The sequence below is a fragment of the Vibrio sp. ES.051 genome (assembly GCF_002563795.1).
In the GTDB taxonomy this organism is placed as follows: Bacteria; Pseudomonadota; Gammaproteobacteria; order Enterobacterales; family Vibrionaceae; genus Vibrio.
In genome coordinates this window covers 1091189-1107665 of the sequence record NZ_PDJL01000004.1, presented here as the reverse complement: position 1 = coordinate 1107665, position 16477 = coordinate 1091189, and the positions used below count along the sequence as shown (strand labels likewise).

General features: G+C 45.1%; 11 protein-coding genes. 7 read left to right on the top strand and 4 right to left on the bottom strand.

Annotation, left to right across the window (positions count from 1 at the left end):
- Nucleotides 1-85 precede the first annotated feature (85 nt).
- Nucleotides 86-2440: a helicase-related protein gene (locus ATG66_RS11540; protein WP_098415902.1), complete on the bottom strand. Its 2355-nt coding sequence runs from the start codon at nt 2438-2440 to the stop codon at nt 86-88.
- 213 nt (nt 2441-2653) lie between these two features.
- Here ATG66_RS11540 and ATG66_RS11535 point away from each other — a divergent pair, with 213 nt between their 5' ends.
- From ATG66_RS11535 to ATG66_RS11525, 3 genes are all read left to right on the top strand, one after another.
- The gene (locus ATG66_RS11535; protein ID WP_098415437.1) at nt 2654-4342 is read left to right on the top strand and encodes an NAD-dependent malic enzyme; all 1689 of its coding nucleotides are present in this window, start codon (nt 2654-2656) and stop codon (nt 4340-4342) included.
- A gap of 153 nt (nt 4343-4495) precedes the next feature.
- Nucleotides 4496-5230, top strand: a complete 735-nt coding sequence (locus ATG66_RS11530; protein WP_098415436.1) for a SanA/YdcF family protein — start codon at nt 4496-4498, stop codon at nt 5228-5230.
- A 219-nt stretch (nt 5231-5449) separates the two neighbouring features.
- Nucleotides 5450-6820, top strand: a complete 1371-nt coding sequence (locus tag ATG66_RS11525; RefSeq protein WP_098415435.1) for an SLC13 family permease — start codon at nt 5450-5452, stop codon at nt 6818-6820.
- 339 nt (nt 6821-7159) lie between these two features.
- Here ATG66_RS11525 and ATG66_RS11520 read toward each other — a convergent pair whose 3' ends face one another.
- A complete protein-coding gene (locus ATG66_RS11520) occupies nt 7160-8494 on the bottom strand; it encodes a GGDEF domain-containing protein (protein ID WP_098415434.1) in 1335 nt (444 codons plus the stop codon).
- A gap of 263 nt (nt 8495-8757) precedes the next feature.
- On the opposite strand from ATG66_RS11520, the gene ATG66_RS11515 reads away from it, so the two are divergent.
- Nucleotides 8758-9582, top strand: coding sequence for a DUF2797 domain-containing protein (locus tag ATG66_RS11515; RefSeq protein ID WP_098415433.1), 825 nt, complete (start codon nt 8758-8760; stop codon nt 9580-9582).
- A gap of 89 nt (nt 9583-9671) precedes the next feature.
- On the opposite strand, the gene ATG66_RS11510 is transcribed toward ATG66_RS11515, so the two are convergent.
- A complete protein-coding gene (locus tag ATG66_RS11510; RefSeq protein WP_098415432.1) occupies nt 9672-10907 on the bottom strand; it encodes a cysteine desulfurase-like protein in 1236 nt (411 codons plus the stop codon).
- Complete coding sequence (locus ATG66_RS11505) at nt 10891-11547, bottom strand: 2OG-Fe dioxygenase family protein (RefSeq protein WP_179885684.1); 657 nt, start codon at nt 11545-11547, stop codon at nt 10891-10893. The genes ATG66_RS11510 and ATG66_RS11505 overlap by 17 nt, the downstream gene beginning before the upstream one ends.
- Before the next feature lie 360 nt (nt 11548-11907).
- Between ATG66_RS11505 and trxB the strand changes: the two genes are divergently transcribed.
- From trxB to cydC, 3 genes are all read left to right on the top strand, one after another.
- On the top strand, nt 11908-12867 hold the full coding sequence (trxB, locus tag ATG66_RS11500) for a thioredoxin-disulfide reductase (RefSeq protein WP_098415430.1): 960 nt from the start codon (nt 11908-11910) through the stop codon (nt 12865-12867).
- 103 nt (nt 12868-12970) lie between these two features.
- Nucleotides 12971-14758, top strand: a complete 1788-nt coding sequence (gene cydD / locus ATG66_RS11495; RefSeq protein ID WP_098415429.1) for a heme ABC transporter permease/ATP-binding protein CydD — start codon at nt 12971-12973, stop codon at nt 14756-14758.
- The gene (cydC, locus tag ATG66_RS11490) at nt 14751-16472 is read left to right on the top strand and encodes a heme ABC transporter ATP-binding protein/permease CydC (protein ID WP_098415428.1); all 1722 of its coding nucleotides are present in this window, start codon (nt 14751-14753) and stop codon (nt 16470-16472) included. The genes cydD and cydC overlap by 8 nt, the downstream gene beginning before the upstream one ends.
- The last annotated feature ends 5 nt before the right edge of the window (nt 16473-16477 follow it).

Sequence of the window (16477 nt, the reverse complement as noted above, 5' to 3'; positions counted from 1 at the left end):
ATATCATTCCTTATCGTCTTCTTGTTCGACGATAAACAGCAAGAGAAAGCCTCCCCTAGCAATTCTTATTCCACTTTAAAAACATCTACTTTATATCGATAATACGACTGGCTTTTTTATATTGTACCTTCCAGCCAGCCCAACGTGGTAACTCCCAACGTTTTGGGTCTCCTTTGCGGTTACCACCTCGATAGACCACATGCACAAGCTTTCGGGATACAAAATATTTAACATCCAGCTTGAGTTCAGCAAGAAACAGCTCGAGCGGATACTGCTCAGCGAAGTCATCGTATTCCCATGCTGGAACACCATCAAACAACAAGTCATCTGGCTCAAATAAGGCCATATCATCGACACTTTCTATACCCAACGATTCCAGTTGCTCGCTCAACCAGCTAGAAAAGGTCAGTGACGTAAGAGCTTGAGCACCTGAGGTTTGGTCATTAAGGCCCAGTGCGTTGTATAATTTCCAATGTTGAATTTGTTGTTGTCGTAGAGGTGCAAACCCCGGTAATAAGGTTTCCTTTTCAATCATTTCGATGATGGACTGAATGGCGATTTTGCCTTGTAATTCCTGGTATTCAGTACATATTGTTCTTCCTGCATAAACCAAGTGCATAGTTGCTCTAGGCCTTTCTTCGTCGTAGTTTGTTTCGCCTTGTTGCCATTCGCCAAGCTCTAGTTCGCGCAACAAACGCAGCGGTATCGGCACCATTACCGACGCAAGATTAAGCGTTTGCTTAACGCCTTTACCCGGCACGCTATGACTATCGAGCACTAACGCAGCTTCTTCTTTATCAGGGAAACGACTGCTGCGCCCTACCAACATTTCCAATGTGCCATTTCCTAACGCCTCTCTTCGGCGTGTTCGACGCACGAAAACAAGCTCGGAATGCAAAGCGGCAATGGCTTTAATGAACGCATCACGTTTGTATCGAGAGGCAACATCAAGATCGGGCAGTTCAAACACGTCTCGCATCTGTTTCGCCAAACCTTGCGATTCTTCTAATACGTTGGCATCAACAATAACCCCAGGGAATTGCTCTCCTCGAACCAGACGAATTATCAAAGAGGCATCGCAACCATACCGCTCCTCTTGAGCCAAGATCTCCGCAGATTCGCCACCTTGTAGCTGATAAAGTTGCGCGGGAACAGACAATGCAGCGGCTAAATCTATCATTGCTTCTTTCTCTGATTTAGTTTGAATCCTAGTGACAAGATCGGCAAACAATGCATCAATCGGTAATGGATATACTTTTTGGCCATGCTGTGTGACATTACCATCCTCATCAATGGCTTCCATAGAGAGTAAAGCGAGGTGTGAGGCATTGAGAGATTTTTCTGGGATTAGGTCAAGAAAAGCGAGATCTGAAAGGCGGTACCCACAGCAAGCCGCTGCCAACATAGGCTCGACGAGCTCTTCTCTGTGCAATTCTGGAGGCGTCACTAATTCTAAAGGCGCATGTTCACCATATAGACGAATACAAGCCCCTTCGGCAACACGGCCTGCCCGACCCATTCGCTGCGCGGCACTGGCCTTAGAAATATGAGTGAGCGTTAGCGCGGTACGTCCATTACGCTGCATCGTTCGACGTTCCAATCCACTGTCAATCACGACTCGGATATTAGGGATCGTGAGCGAGGTTTCAGCGACGTTTGTTGCTAATACCACTTTCCTCTGTTTTTGTTTGGTTAAGGCCCGATGCCTCTCTTGATCACTGACTGAAGCGTGGAGCTTCACTACCATTACATCGTCGAGACTCTGTAGCATCTGGGCACATTGAGTAATTTCTTTTCGGCCTGGTAAAAACACCAGAATATCGCCTTCTTCATCTACTAGTGCTTCTTTTACTGCTTTAACAATATCACTTTCACAGCCTTTCTTGTTCGGTAGGTAACGGCTGTCTAGAGAACGATGTGTCACCGTCACAGGAAAGCAACGCCCCTCAGAACGCAAACGCTTAGCATCAAGGTAATAAGCGAGCTTTTCTCCTTCTAACGTCGCGGAGGTGACAATCAAACGATGCTGATTTTCTTGCTTCAACATTGCCGTTAGCAGATCAATGTCCCAACGGCGCTCGTGAAACTCGTCCACTATCACAATATCGAAGCTTGCCAGCTTGTCTTCCGTAAACCATCGCAGTGCCACGCCCGGAGTGACAAATACCACCTCAGTATTGAGATCAAAGTAGGCATGAAGTTTAATCGCGTAACCTACTTTACAACCTATTGGCTCACCAGATTGCTCTGCAAGAAACTCAGCTAATGAGGTACAAGCGATTCGACGAGGTTCAATAACCAGCACGCGTCCGTGTTTTGCCGCCCACATAGGCAAACGGGTAGATTTACCTGACCCGGTTTCGGCTTCCACCACGAGATGGTTTTGGTTCACATGTTGGTCAAACTCAGCTTGCAGGCTGTCGATAGGTAGTTGAAACATAGAAATTGGATTTGATTTGATGATGCAGAACATTATACCCAAGTAAAAAAATCATGCTTTAGGTATCTCTAAACAACCAATATTGCCGATATTTTCGGCGGTATCTGAGTTTTTTTGCGACATTACATTGATGTGCATCAACGCATGTTTACAACTAAATGGTGAACCCGTTAAAATTTGGTGCGCATCCTTCAACCCTACATAAGGCACCCAATGAACAACGATAAACGCCCACTATATATTCCATATGCGGGTCCGGCTCTTTTAGCAACCCCTCTTTTGAACAAAGGCAGTGCATTCTCTGCTGAAGAACGTAGTTCATTCAACTTAGAAGGCTTGCTTCCAGAGTCTACCGAAACAATCCAAGAGCAGGTGGAACGTGCCTACCAGCAATACAAGAGTTTCGAAAGCGATATGGATAAACACATTTATCTGCGTAATATCCAAGACACCAACGAAACACTGTATTACCGCCTAGTGCAAAACCACATTTCAGAGATGATGCCTATCATCTACACGCCAACTGTCGGCGCAGCATGTGAAAACTTCTCTAACATCTACCGCCGTGGTCGTGGTCTATTCATTTCATATCCGAACCGTGACCGTATTGACGACTTGCTGAATAATGCAGCAAACCACAACGTTAAAGTGATTGTTGTGACAGATGGTGAACGTATCCTTGGCTTGGGTGACCAAGGTATCGGCGGCATGGGTATTCCTATTGGTAAACTGTCACTTTATACCGCGTGTGGTGGTATCAGCCCTGCTTACACGCTACCAATCGTGCTTGATGTGGGTACGAATAACCCACAACGTTTAGCTGATCCGATGTACATGGGTTGGCGTCATCCTCGTATTACGGGTGCAGAATACGATGCATTTGTAGAAGAGTTTATCCAAGCAGTACAGCGCCGTTGGCCTGATGCCTTGATCCAGTTCGAAGACTTTGCTCAGAAAAATGCGATGCCTCTTCTTGAGCGTTACAAAGATCGCGTGTGCTGCTTCAATGATGATATTCAAGGCACGGCGGCCGTTACTGTTGGCTCTCTACTTGCCGCCTGTAAAGCAGCAGGTACTCAGCTGTCTAAACAACGTATTACGTTCCTCGGTGCAGGCTCTGCTGGTTGTGGTATCGCAGAAGCGATCATCGCTCAGATGGTATCAGAAGGTATTTCTGATGCTGAGGCTCGCTCGCAAGTTTACATGGTCGACCGTTGGGGTCTGTTGCAAGAAGGCATGCCTAACCTTCTTGATTTCCAACAACGTTTAGTGCAAAAGCACAGCAATACAAAAGAGTGGGAAAATGAAGGAAATGGCTTCTCACTATTAGACGTTATGCGTAACGCCAAACCAACGGTACTGATTGGTGTGTCTGGTGCTCCAGGTCTCTTTAGCCAAGAAGTGATCGAAGAGATGCACAAGCACTGCAAGCGTCCGATTGTCTTCCCACTATCGAACCCAACAAGCCGTGTAGAAGCAACACCAAACGACATCATTCGTTGGACAAACGGTGAAGCATTGGTAGCAACAGGCAGTCCATTCGAACCCGTGGTACATGAAGGCCGTTCTTACCCTATTGCGCAATGTAACAATAGCTACATTTTCCCTGGTATTGGCCTTGGTGTACTAGCAGTAAACGCTAAACGTGTGACTGATGAAATGCTAATGGAATCTAGCCGAGCGCTAGCAACTTGCTCTCCTTTAGCCATTAACGGCCACGGTGCTTTACTTCCACCTTTGGAAGAAATCCACTCTGTATCGAAAAAAATCGCGTTTGCCGTGGGTAAAAAAGCCATTGAGCAGGGGGTCGCTCTAGAAATCACGGATGAAGCATTGAACGTTGCGATTGAACAGTCATTCTGGCAACCGGTATACCGCCGCTACAAACGCACCGCGTTCTAAGATTTAGACATTTAGTTTAATAATTAGCCCCTATACTCTAGGGGCTTTTATTTTTTATCATCCTAACCAAATTTTGGCATAAATTGACTTCTCTCTTTTCGTTTCTATCAGATATGATGAGGGCTACATTTTTAGTTAAGGATATAAAACGTTTTGTTGTTTTCTCGCATAAGATCAAAGTGGAAGCTGAAATTTTCTTGGCCTCGGCTCGCTTTGATTTTGTCGCTCTCTGTACTTAGTCTGCTTGTTTCTGTTATTGCCATCGACCGATGGGTGGTATTACAAGCCCAAGAGAGCATTTTCACAGATTACGACCAGATACCTCAACACGAGGTCGCTGTGGTTCTTGGTACCAGTAAATACATCGGTAAGATCCTCAACACGTATTATACTCATCGCATCAATGCAGCGATTGAGCTTTACAATCAAGGTAAGGTAAAGCAGTTTTTATTGAGTGGCGATAACGCTCATCGCTCTTACAACGAGCCTTGGACAATGAAACGTGATTTGCTTAAAGCAGAAGTGCCAGAAGGTGTGATTCACCTTGATTATGCTGGCTTTCGCACGCTGGACTCGATTGTCAGAGCAAAAAAAATTTTTGCTTCTGACCGTTTTCTGATTGTGACTCAACGTTTCCACTGTGAACGTGCACTGTTTATTGCTGGTGCTTATAACATTGACGCCCAGTGTCTTGCCGTAGCAGGTCCAGCAACAGGTAAACAAAAAACATCGATGCGCATTCGTGAACTTCTCGCACGCGTAAAGGCTTTCTTAGATCTTTACATCATTAACACACAGCCAAAGTTTCTTGGACCTCAAGAGCCCATTATTGCAGTAAAAGAAATAACAAAAGAGCCAAACAAACCTTTACAAGTCCCTGTCGAATAAAGGCCCAAACCTTTCGCATAATTAATAACATTTCTATAAAACAAATGGGTGGTATCCTACCCATTTCCAATTCTTAATATCACATTTTCTTATTTGCTCTACAATTCAGACAAAACTCCGACACACATTCCAAGTAACATTTAATCAATAAATAACTACAAGTCAGTTACTTTGCCATAAAAAAAACCGACAAAAGGCAATGCAAAAGGAGCACAACCCATGACCGCACTCGCTGTAACATTGAAGAACTGGTTCTTCACTCGCAACAGCATGATTTTGAACGCAAATATAATACTGTTCATTATTTTGTTTAATACCCTACCCTTTGAGCCTCAAGTCGTAACCGGCCTAAGCATCTTAGTTTTTGTTGCTATTCTTTGGTTAACTGAAGCGATTCACGTCAGCATTACTGCGCTTCTCATACCATTACTCGCGGTATTCTTAGGCGTGTTTAACACGCAAACAGCGCTGAACAACTTTTCAAACTCCATCATCTTTTTGTTCTTAGGTGGTTTTGCACTCGCAGCGGCTTTACATAAACAAAAACTAGACCAAGCGATTGCCGATAAAGTATTGACATTAGCGCAAGGGAAAATGTCGGTTGCCGTCTTCATGTTATTTGGAGTCAGTGCTGGTCTATCAATGTGGATTTCTAACACCGCGACTACCGCGATGATGCTGCCCCTCGTACTGGGTGTGATGACGAAACTGGATGCAAAGAAAAATCACAGTACGTTTTTATTCGTGCTACTTGGCGTCGCTTATAGTGCTTCAATTGGTGGTATTGCAACGCTTGTTGGTAGCCCACCAAACGCAATTGCGGCAGCTGAAGTCGGCTTAAACTTTACAGAATGGATGAAATTAGGCGTACCAATTTCATTGGTGCTAATGCCAATCGCAATCCTCATCCTCTACACTATGACGAAACCAGATCTAAGCCACACCTTCGAGCTTGAGCATAAACCCGTCGAGTGGACTAACGGAAAAATGATTACGTTGGCGATTTTTCTACTCACCGTAACGCTATGGATTTTTAGTAAACCAATCAACGCCATGCTGGGTGGCTTCGCCAAATTCGATACACTTGTGGCGATTGGTGCAATTTTATTACTGGGTGCGTCTCGTGCCGTTGAGTGGAAAGATATTGAGAAAACGACCGATTGGGGCGTATTAATCCTATTCGGTGGTGGTATCTGTTTGAGTAACGTGCTGAAAGTAACAGGAACAAGCGTATTCTTAGCGCACAGCTTGTCAGGTTTTCTAGAACAAGCAGGTATCCTTCTGACTATTCTGGCCGTGGTTGCGTTTGTTGTGTTTTTGACCGAGTTTGCAAGTAATACCGCCAGCGCCGCTTTATTAGTGCCTGTATTTGCAACCATTGCCGAAGCGCTTGGTATGTCTCCGGTCATCCTATCGGCATTGATTGCCGTCGCCGCATCTTGCGCGTTCATGTTGCCAGTGGCCACACCTCCAAACGCAATTGTGTTTGGTACAGGGCACATCAAACAAAAAGAAATGATGAGAATAGGATTAGTCTTAAACATTGCCTGTATCGGTGCCTTAACCCTATTTGCTTGGATGTTCTGGTAAAAATCGTTAACTCGATGAGTACTACACTGTTGTTCACGGTAATCGAATTGACTACCTAAACGTTCTTAAAGTGATGTTCAGCAGTTTCCTCTTGGTGGCCAGTCGGCCACCTTTTTATTCATGTAAAACTGCCTAATATTGCTAGATTCAGATTTTCTCATCTTCGGAATATATGCCTCTATACGACATAAAAACAACAACGCCCTTTCAACCTAGCTAACCAAACGCCTAACGGCGACAGTCAGATACAAAAAAGCCGTCGTATTTTCTTTCACAAGCTCAATACAACGACAACGGCCCTTTTTCAACAGAAACACTGATAAACTATTAGCGCATTATTTACGCTTTCTTGGGGTAGTTAAGTAATCCGTAGTTCACTTCAACACGATTTCGACCATTACGTTTGGCTAGATACAATACCTCGTCAGCCCTTGCCATGGTTTCTGTTACGCGTTCATTCTGCATTTGCGCGACACCAATACTACACGTTAATACTTCACCATGAACCCACAAGTGATTTGCTACATTCTTACGAATCATCTCAGCCCTTTTCACTGCTTGTTCGATATTAGTATCAGGGCAAAAAACCACGAACTCTTCTCCACCCCAACGGATAAGTCGGTCATCAGGATAGATGGAACCCGCGACTACCATGACAAACTCTCTTAGAATATCATCTCCCATTTGATGTCCGAACTCATCGTTCAACTTCTTAAATTTATCCAAATCTAAGTAAAGGATACTCAGTGTGTTATAACGCCAACGTACTTGCCTCGTTTGTTGATCGAGCCAATGCTGCACGGCATGACGATTCATCGCCCCGGTGAGTGCATCTCGATGAGCTAACTCTGCAAACTCGAAATTTTGGGCTCTGAGCGTTCCATTCACTTTCTCTAAGTGTCGATGGCGTTTTTCCGCTTTTTCATAAGCAGCTCTATTATTACGCAGTTCATGTAAAGAATAAGCCACCCCCAGCGCCATCCAAGAAAGCAATAGCGCATATAACAACGTTTCTTTCTTAAGGTAAGCACCTTCAAACTCGATCTTATCAATAATGATTTTGTGCTTACCAAGAGCCGCCTCAGATCCAGTAGCTATATCAATACGAGTAACATTAGAGAATTCGGGGGCGGAGTGTTCAATGCCCACTTTATTGTCCGCCAACCACCAGGTCATCACCTGTAGATTTTTGATTGGAATTTCGATGACGTCATTTGAACCTGAGGAAGAAAACTGCATGCCATTGTATTTTATCGTGTACTCCTCATCAGGCTTCGAGTACTCAGGGTTATAATTTCTCAGATATAAACGAAGTTCATGACCCGGATTGACACCAATTCCGGCCTCCTCATATCGGATTTTTAGACGAATCGTATGGTAACTTGAAAGATTAATGCCCTGCGTTGGCGTTGCAGTATCGGTATACACAGAAATCCCACAGTAAGGCCAAGCGTAGGAGCTTTGTTTTAAGTCACAGTTGAGTATTAAACGTTGCTGATCATAAGTAATTTCTGCTTCACTCATCCCCCCTTCGCTCGAATCCTTGGTTGCATAAATTTCAAACTGGTCTGGTGTAATAACGAGCTGGCGCGTATCCCCAAGAACACTGTAAAGCGCAACCAGACTAATAGTACCAATCGAAAGGGCATAGATTAATTTGTGTATCCACTTCATGGACAAGTGACCTGCTGAGCCTATATACGGAACAGTGTACTTAATAATATTTCTAACTTCAAATAAACCATTTATCAATAAACATGGCTTACTTTTTATTTGTGAAGCATTTCACAGCCGATCCGACTTTGTTTCGCGCATGCATATCACCACACCTCTCTCATTTTTTGAGTTGAAACATTTTGTTTTAATACCGCTGTCAACCCTGCATCTCAGTGTCAGTTCGGTATATACTGTGCGAAAACACAATAATGAGTAATGTCATGTCATTAAATACAACAGGTACGCTCAACAAAATGCGTGCGTCTTTGGATGGTGATGTAAGCTACCGTCTTCCCGTTGGTGATGAAGAGATCGATCTGTCACCATTTCTTGGTAAAACACTGACACTTACCCATACTGGCAATATTTTTTGTTGTTCATGTGGTAAGAAAACAAAGAAAAGTTACTCCCAAGGACACTGCTTTTTATGTATGAAGAAGCTAGCGAGCTGCGACATGTGCATCATGAAGCCAGAGACCTGCCATTATGACCAAGGTACCTGTCGCGAACCGCAATGGGGGGAAGAAAACTGTATGGTGGATCACTTTGTCTACCTATCCAATACATCAAGCTTGAAAGTCGGTATCACCCGTCACACACAGATCCCAACTCGTTGGATTGATCAAGGCGCAACTCAAGGTCTACCAATATTCAAAGTAAAAACTCGCTATATCTCAGGTTTAATTGAAGTCGAATTAGCAAAACATATCGCAGACAAAACAAACTGGCGCACATTGCTTAAAGGCGATGGTGAACCAATGGCTCTGCAAGATCGGTTTGCTGAACTATTGCCTTTGGTCGAAGATAAGATTGCTGAGATAAAACAGCAATTCGGTGCCGGTGCAATAGAAACATTGAATGAGAGCACTACCGACCTTAGCTATCCGGTGCAACAGCACCCAACCAAGATCACTTCTCATAACTTCGATAAAAACCATGTTGTTACTGGTACTTTGCAAGGCATCAAAGGCCAATACTTGATTTTTGACACTGGCGTGATCAACGTACGAAAGTTCACTTCCTATGAAGTGGAAGTCAGCGCCTAATCGCTGATATAACTGGTTTGTTCAAATAAAAACGAAAAAGCTCGAGTTTGACTCGAGCTTTTGTTTTTCTATCAGGAAGATATGGTCAGTTACGCATCAAGGATATTTTCCAGTACATCGAACAACATATCGACTTCTTCTATTGTGTTGTAATGCATGCAACCAATTCGTACCACACCACCCGACTCTTCTAGACTAAGTTGACGAACTAAGCCCAGCGCATAAAAATGACCGTTCCAAACACAGATGTTGTGTTCGCCTAGCGTTTTCGCGATAAACTCCGGTGAATAAAGGTCGAACGTTAGCGCAAACGTTGGTGTGCGGAGTTGGCTATCTTCCTTCGCGATACCAAATAGATTGACGCCATCTAGTGCACCTAAACGCTGTAAGAAACGCGCACTCAAGCGTTGCTCATGTTGTTCATACAATTGGTAGCTTTGCTCCAATCGTTGACGAAGAGGTAAACCGGCTTCACCAAATTGAGCCAGATACTCAACCGCCGTAACCACACCAGCCAGACCTTCAAAATTTTGCGTCCCCGTTTCAAATCGGCCTGGGCCAATATTGGTTGCAGGCTCCACTTTATATGGACGAATACTGTGCAACCACTGGTCGGCAATGTAAGCAATACCGACATGAGGGCCGAAAAACTTGTAAGCAGAGCACGCTAAAAAGTCACAACCCAACGCTTGAACATCAACCAAGTGATGCGGCGCGTAATGAACGGCATCCACATAAACTTGCGCCCCAACGTTGTGCCCCATGCTGACTACTCGCTGCACATCCACGATAGAACCCGTCGTATTCGATGCATAGGTCACCGCGACAAGGCGCGTTTTATCAGAAAGAAGACTGCTTAAATGCTCCAAGTCCAACGTACAATCATCTTCGTTGATACGAACCTGATGAACAGTAACGCCTTTATCTTCTGCCGCTTGCTGCCAGCTAGACACATTCGAATAATGGTCCAAAGCAGAAACAATGATCTCATCTCCCTCTTGCCAATCTCGGCTAATCGCACGACTAAGCTGAAAGGTTAACGATGTCATGTTCGCACCGAAGACGATATTGCCAGATGACGGCGCGTTAAGCAGAGCTTGCGCTGACTCGCGTGCATTTTGCATCACCTCAACCGTCTTTTGGCTAGAAAAATAATGCCCGCCTAAGTTGGCGTTGAAACGACCTAAATACCCCACCATGCTATCTAGAACCGATTGAGGTACCTGTGACCCGCCTGGACCATCAAAAAACGTCACAGGCTTGTCGTTATGGTATTGAGCGAGTGCCGGAAACTGCTCTCTGATCAGATTAAGATTGAAGTTCATTACGCTTATCCGTAGCCGTGAGTACAAACACATCCATATGACCCGCCTCATCATCAATGACAGAACGGATTGGGCACGCGTTGTGCCACAGTTTACTGTCGGCCAATATTGCGACCTCACCTGTCTCTAACACCTTACGGAAAAATGGGGCTTGGTTATGACTGCTGTACAGCATGATGTCGCCACCAATGATGTTATGGCGTCCTACGCCAACCATTGCAATGTGATCAAAACCGTCTTGGTGCACACCTTCAGGTGCCACTTGAGTTTCTTCTTCTAGCGCTGTGATTCGGATTTGGTGAATTTCTATTTCCTGGCCGTTAGGCAGATGATTCGCATTGACAAACAATTCGCACATTTCTCGGAAACCATCGCTGGTGAGAATATCCTTCTCAATCGGCTCAAATTGTCTTACAACGTCACCTTGAAATCGGTTGATGTCAGACGATTGAACAAAGTTGTTTTTGTTTAAATCAATGACTTTACCGTTATCAAAACCAACCACAGAATAACGTCTTAGTCGATACTGACCATCTGCATGCTCGGTACGAGGCAGTTCTTCAAACGATGGGGAAAGTTGCTCAATGGCTGCCATGCTGAGCTGTGTTAAATGCAGAGTATTCTCACGTGAATGTAACATCATTGGCTCCTTTAATGAGGCACATTAATTAACATTTAGTTCACACGCTAGGTTACGCAAATATCCTGCAATTACCAGCTTTTAACGTTGATAGCTTCAACAAAATAACAAAAACAACACAACCAACCAATTGCTAGTTAAAACACAGAGCCATGTTTCAGTTTTGCACTTTGGCGATATTTGAAACTAGACTTCTCTACTACGAATAGAATTTTATGCTAGAAGTCAACGTTCTTTATCAATCTTTAGTGGGTTCTAATCTATAACCAATTATTCGTTCACAATCGTTGTTTATACTTTTAAAGCACTAAGAATTTCCATACAATCGAAAAATATGTTCAGCCCTTTTTTGGAGCCATAATGAGCGACGTAAAACATTGTAAACTATTAATTCTTGGTTCTGGCCCAGCGGGATACACAGCAGCCGTCTACGCTGCTCGTGCTAACCTAAACCCTGTGCTTGTGACGGGAATGCAACAAGGTGGTCAACTAACCACCACCACTGAAGTTGAAAACTGGCCAGGCGACGCTGAAGGCCTGACAGGCCCTGCCCTCATGGATCGCATGAAAGAACACGCTGAGCGTTTCGAAACTGAGATCGTGTTTGATCACATCAACGAAGTGGAGCTATCACAACGCCCATTCCGTTTAAAAGGTGACTCAGGCGAGTACACATGTGACGCATTAATTATCTCTACAGGCGCATCTGCAAAATACCTAGGTCTTGAATCTGAAGAAGCGTTTAAAGGACGTGGTGTATCGGCATGTGCAACCTGTGACGGTTTCTTCTACCGTAACCAGAAAGTGGCCGTTGTGGGCGGTGGTAACACTGCTGTTGAAGAAGCGCTATACCTATCTAACATTGCATCTGAAGTTCACTTGATCCACCGCCGCGACTCATTCCGTGCAGAAAAGATCTTAGTGGATCGTCTTATGGATAAGGTGGAAAATGGCAATATCATTCTTCATACCGATCGTACATTAGATGAAGTACTTGGCGACGACATGGGCGTAACTGGCGTTCGTATTAAAGACGTCAACACAGGTGCGACTGAAGATCTTGAAGTGATGGGGGCGTTTATTGCGATCGGCCACCAGCCAAACACGCAAATCTTTGCAGGCCAACTCGACATGAAAGATGATTACATCATCGTTAAGTCAGGCCTAGAAGGCAACGCAACGCAAACCAGTATCGAAGGTGTATTCGCCGCGGGCGATGTTATGGACCATAACTACCGTCAAGCGATCACATCAGCAGGTACGGGTTGTATGGCGGCATTAGACGCTGAGCGTTTCTTAGACTCACTTGGTGACAAATAACTTTTCACATTTGTGTCATGTCCTTAAAACCCAGCGGTATTCCCGCTGGGTTTTCTTTTGTATACTACCGCCTCATTAAAACAATTATCATTAAGCCTTCACGATGGATAAGAAAAAGCAAAGCAGCTTGAATAAGTGGCTTAAGCAACAAAGTAAGTTAGCCAAGCGCTGGCTCATGATTGCGATAGGCCTAGGCGTACTTTCAAGCGTGTTTTTATTGGCTCAAGCAGCCCTGCTCGCCTCCATTCTTCACCAGTTAATCATCGATCAAGTCGACAAAAGTGAACTCCTTTGGCACTTTGTTGGGCTAGGTGGAACGGTTATCGGCCGTGCCGCTTGTACATGGGGCCGAGAGCTTGCCGGTTATCGCTGTGGTGAACAGATTCGAGTTTATATTCGCCAGCTCATTTTAGATAAAGTCCATAAACTTGGCCCTGCTTACATCAAAGGCAAACCTGCGGGTAGCTGGGCAACACTCATCTTGGAACAAGTGGAAGATATGCAGGATTTCTTCTCCCGCTACTTGCCTCAGATGTCATTGTCCGTGTTAGTCCCTTTCATTATTTTGGTTGTCGTATTTCCAGTCAACTGGGCCGCAGGCCTGATCTTCCTTATTACTGCCCCACTCGTGCCTATATTTATGGCACTGGTTGGAATGAAAGCCGCAGAAGCAAACCGAAAAAACTTTAAAGCAATGCAACGCTTGTCAGGTCACTTTTACGACCGCTTACAAGCGATGACGACGATTCGTCTGTTTGACAGAACACGAGCTGAAACGGAGACTCTTAAAGGTGCTTCGGAACTCTTTCGTACTCGCACTATGGACGTACTAAAAATCGCCTTCCTGTCTTCTGCCGTTTTGGAATTTTTCACGTCTATTTCTATCGCCATTACCGCCGTCTACTTTGGCTTTAGTTATATCGGAGAGCTGGATTTCGGCTACTACGGCACAGGTGTTACGCTGTTTGCTGGTTTGTTCATTCTGATTCTTGCGCCTGAGTTTTATCAGCCATTACGTGATTTGGGCACGTTCTATCATGCTAAACAGCAAGCGGTTGGCGCAGCAGAAAGCATCGTCGAGTTTCTGGATTTGGAAGTCGATCAAGTCAAAGATGGCACCCAAGCGTTAGATAAGAGCAGCCCTATCCATATTGAAGCGGACGAGTTAACCATTTTTAGTCCGGAAGGTAAGCAACTCGCAGGCCCCCTATCCTTCTCTCTCGAAGCCAACAAAAGCACCGCGTTGGTTGGACCAAGTGGCGCAGGTAAAACCAGCCTAGTGAATACGATTCTTGGCTTTATGCCTTATCAAGGCAGTTTAAAGATCAACGGTTGTGAGTTATCTCAACTGGATCTTGCAACATGGCGTGAAGCCGTGAGCTGGATCGGGCAAAATCCGATGCTACTGCATGGCAGTATCCGTGAGAACATCACGTTAGGTAAGCACGACATTCAAGACGCAGATGTACATTCTGTATTGAAAGATTCTCATGCTGCTGAGTTTGTCGAAATGCATGGTCTGGATTATCCAATCTCTGACCGCTCTGGTGGTTTATCGGTCGGCCAAGCCCAGCGCTTAGCATTGGCCCGAGCGATGCTACAAGACGGCCGCTTTTGGCTATTAGATGAACCGACTGCAAGTTTGGATGCTCGCAGTGAAAAGTTGGTGATGGAAGGCATCAACAAATACACCCAAGCGACAACTAATCTGATGATTACTCACCAACTCACACCTTTACAAAATGTCTCACAAATTCTTGTTATGCAAGGTGGTCAGATCGTACAGCGTGGTGACTACGCAACTCTATCTACTGAGCGTGGTTTATTTAAAGCCATGTTAGACGCAAACCTCACTCAACGTGAAACAGACAAGGGGAACTTAGATGCGTGATTTACTCCCTTATCTAAAGCTCTATAAAAAACACTGGTTTGGTCTTTCTTTGGGCATGTTACTGGCCTTCCTGACCTTAGCCGCCTCGATCGGCTTATTGACATTGTCCGGCTGGTTTATTTCTGCGGCGGCCGTAGCTGGTTTAACGGTGGCTCGTGAAACATTCAACTACATGCTGCCAGGTGCCGGGGTACGCGGCGCTGCAATGGCACGTACTGCGGGTCGGTGGGGAGAGCGTGTTGTCAGCCATAATGCGACGTTTAAGTTACTGACTGACTTACGCCTCTTTTTCTTCAAAAAGCTCGCACCGCTTATTCCTGGCCGCGTTTCAACAATGCGTGATGCCGACCTGTTAAACCGTTTAGTGGCTGACGTAGACGCCATGGATCACGTGTACCTTCGACTTATCAGCCCTGTGGTGATTGGTGTGTTTGGTATTTTGAGTCTAACAGCTGTCTTGGCGTTCTTTGATTGGCAGTTGGCATTGCTATTAGGGTCGATTCTTACTGTCATGTTGTTTGTATGGCCAGTGCTGTTCTATAAACTAGGTAAAAGCAATGGTGAGAACCTCACCCATCATAAAGCGCAATTGCGAGTGGCGACTCTGGACTGGCTTCAAGGCTACAGCGAACTGAGTATCTTTGGAGCTGAAGAGCGTTATCGCAATCTCATTTTAGAAAAGCAAAAACAGCTCCTTTCTAACCAGTTTGTTAACGCTAACCTTACAGGTATGGCGTCTGGCTTGCTGATGCTCGTCAATGGCTTAACATTAATTGTAATGCTTTGGTTTGCCGCCGATGGCGTGGGAGGACGTGCTCCAGATCCATGGATTGCGTTGTTTGCGTTTGCAACCATGGCGAGCTTTGAGATCCTGATGCCGATCGCGGGAGCATTCCAATACCTAGGTCAAACATTAACTTCTGCTCGTCGTTTAAATGAAGTTATTCTGACTGAACCTGACGTTGTTTTCCCTGAACAATCGAAACGTGAAAACACAACGTTGGATATTGAATTCGACAATATTGACTTCACTTACCCTGACGGCCAACAAAAAGTGTTGAAAGAGTTGTCACTCTCGTTGCCTTTGGGCACTAAAACGGCCATTGTCGGCCAAACGGGGTCTGGTAAATCAACGCTGATTCAACTCCTATGTCGATACTGGGATGTTAACCAAGGTGAAGTTCGGCTTGGCGGCGCTAAACTCCAAAATTGGAGCGAATCTGACCTACGGGCTGCAATGACGGTGGTCAGCCAACGGGTTGATGTCTTAAACGGGACATTACGCGACAACTTACTGATGGCAGCTCCTGAAGCAACCGACGTGCAACTAACTAAGGTTTTGACAGACGTTGAACTTGGTAGCCTGCTTGAAGCACCAGGCTTGGATGCTTGGCTCGGTGACGGCGGCCGTCAATTATCTGGCGGTGAAAAGCGCCGTATCGGCATCGCTCGTGCGCTGTTGCGTGACGCCCCTATCCTACTCTTGGATGAACCAACCGAGGGCCTTGATAAGCAAACAGAACAAAAAGTGATGGCGCTGTTCAATAAGCACTTTGCCAATAAGACTGTGATATTCATTACTCACCGACTCATTGGATTGGAAAGTATGGATAATATTTGTTTAATGGAGCAAGGTGAGATCATCGAGCAAGGCCACCACCAAACTCTGGTGGCGCAGCAAGGTCGTTACCACCAGCTATTGCAATCTCTATAACCCAG

Coding starts and splice junctions, on each gene's coding strand:
- ATG66_RS11540 (WP_098415902.1), bottom strand. CDS start 2,440: ATGTTTCAACTACCTATCGACAGCCTGCAAGCTGAGTTTGACCAACAT.
- ATG66_RS11535 (WP_098415437.1), top strand. CDS start 2,654: ATGAACAACGATAAACGCCCACTATATATTCCATATGCGGGTCCGGCT.
- ATG66_RS11525 (WP_098415435.1), top strand. CDS start 5,450: ATGACCGCACTCGCTGTAACATTGAAGAACTGGTTCTTCACTCGCAAC.
- ATG66_RS11520 (WP_098415434.1), bottom strand. CDS start 8,494: ATGAAGTGGATACACAAATTAATCTATGCCCTTTCGATTGGTACTATT.
- ATG66_RS11515 (WP_098415433.1), top strand. CDS start 8,758: ATGTCATTAAATACAACAGGTACGCTCAACAAAATGCGTGCGTCTTTG.
- ATG66_RS11510 (WP_098415432.1), bottom strand. CDS start 10,907: ATGAACTTCAATCTTAATCTGATCAGAGAGCAGTTTCCGGCACTCGCT.
- ATG66_RS11505 (WP_179885684.1), bottom strand. CDS start 11,547: ATGTTACATTCACGTGAGAATACTCTGCATTTAACACAGCTCAGCATG.
- trxB (WP_098415430.1), top strand. CDS start 11,908: ATGAGCGACGTAAAACATTGTAAACTATTAATTCTTGGTTCTGGCCCA.
- cydD (WP_098415429.1), top strand. CDS start 12,971: ATGGATAAGAAAAAGCAAAGCAGCTTGAATAAGTGGCTTAAGCAACAA.
- cydC (WP_098415428.1), top strand. CDS start 14,751: ATGCGTGATTTACTCCCTTATCTAAAGCTCTATAAAAAACACTGGTTT.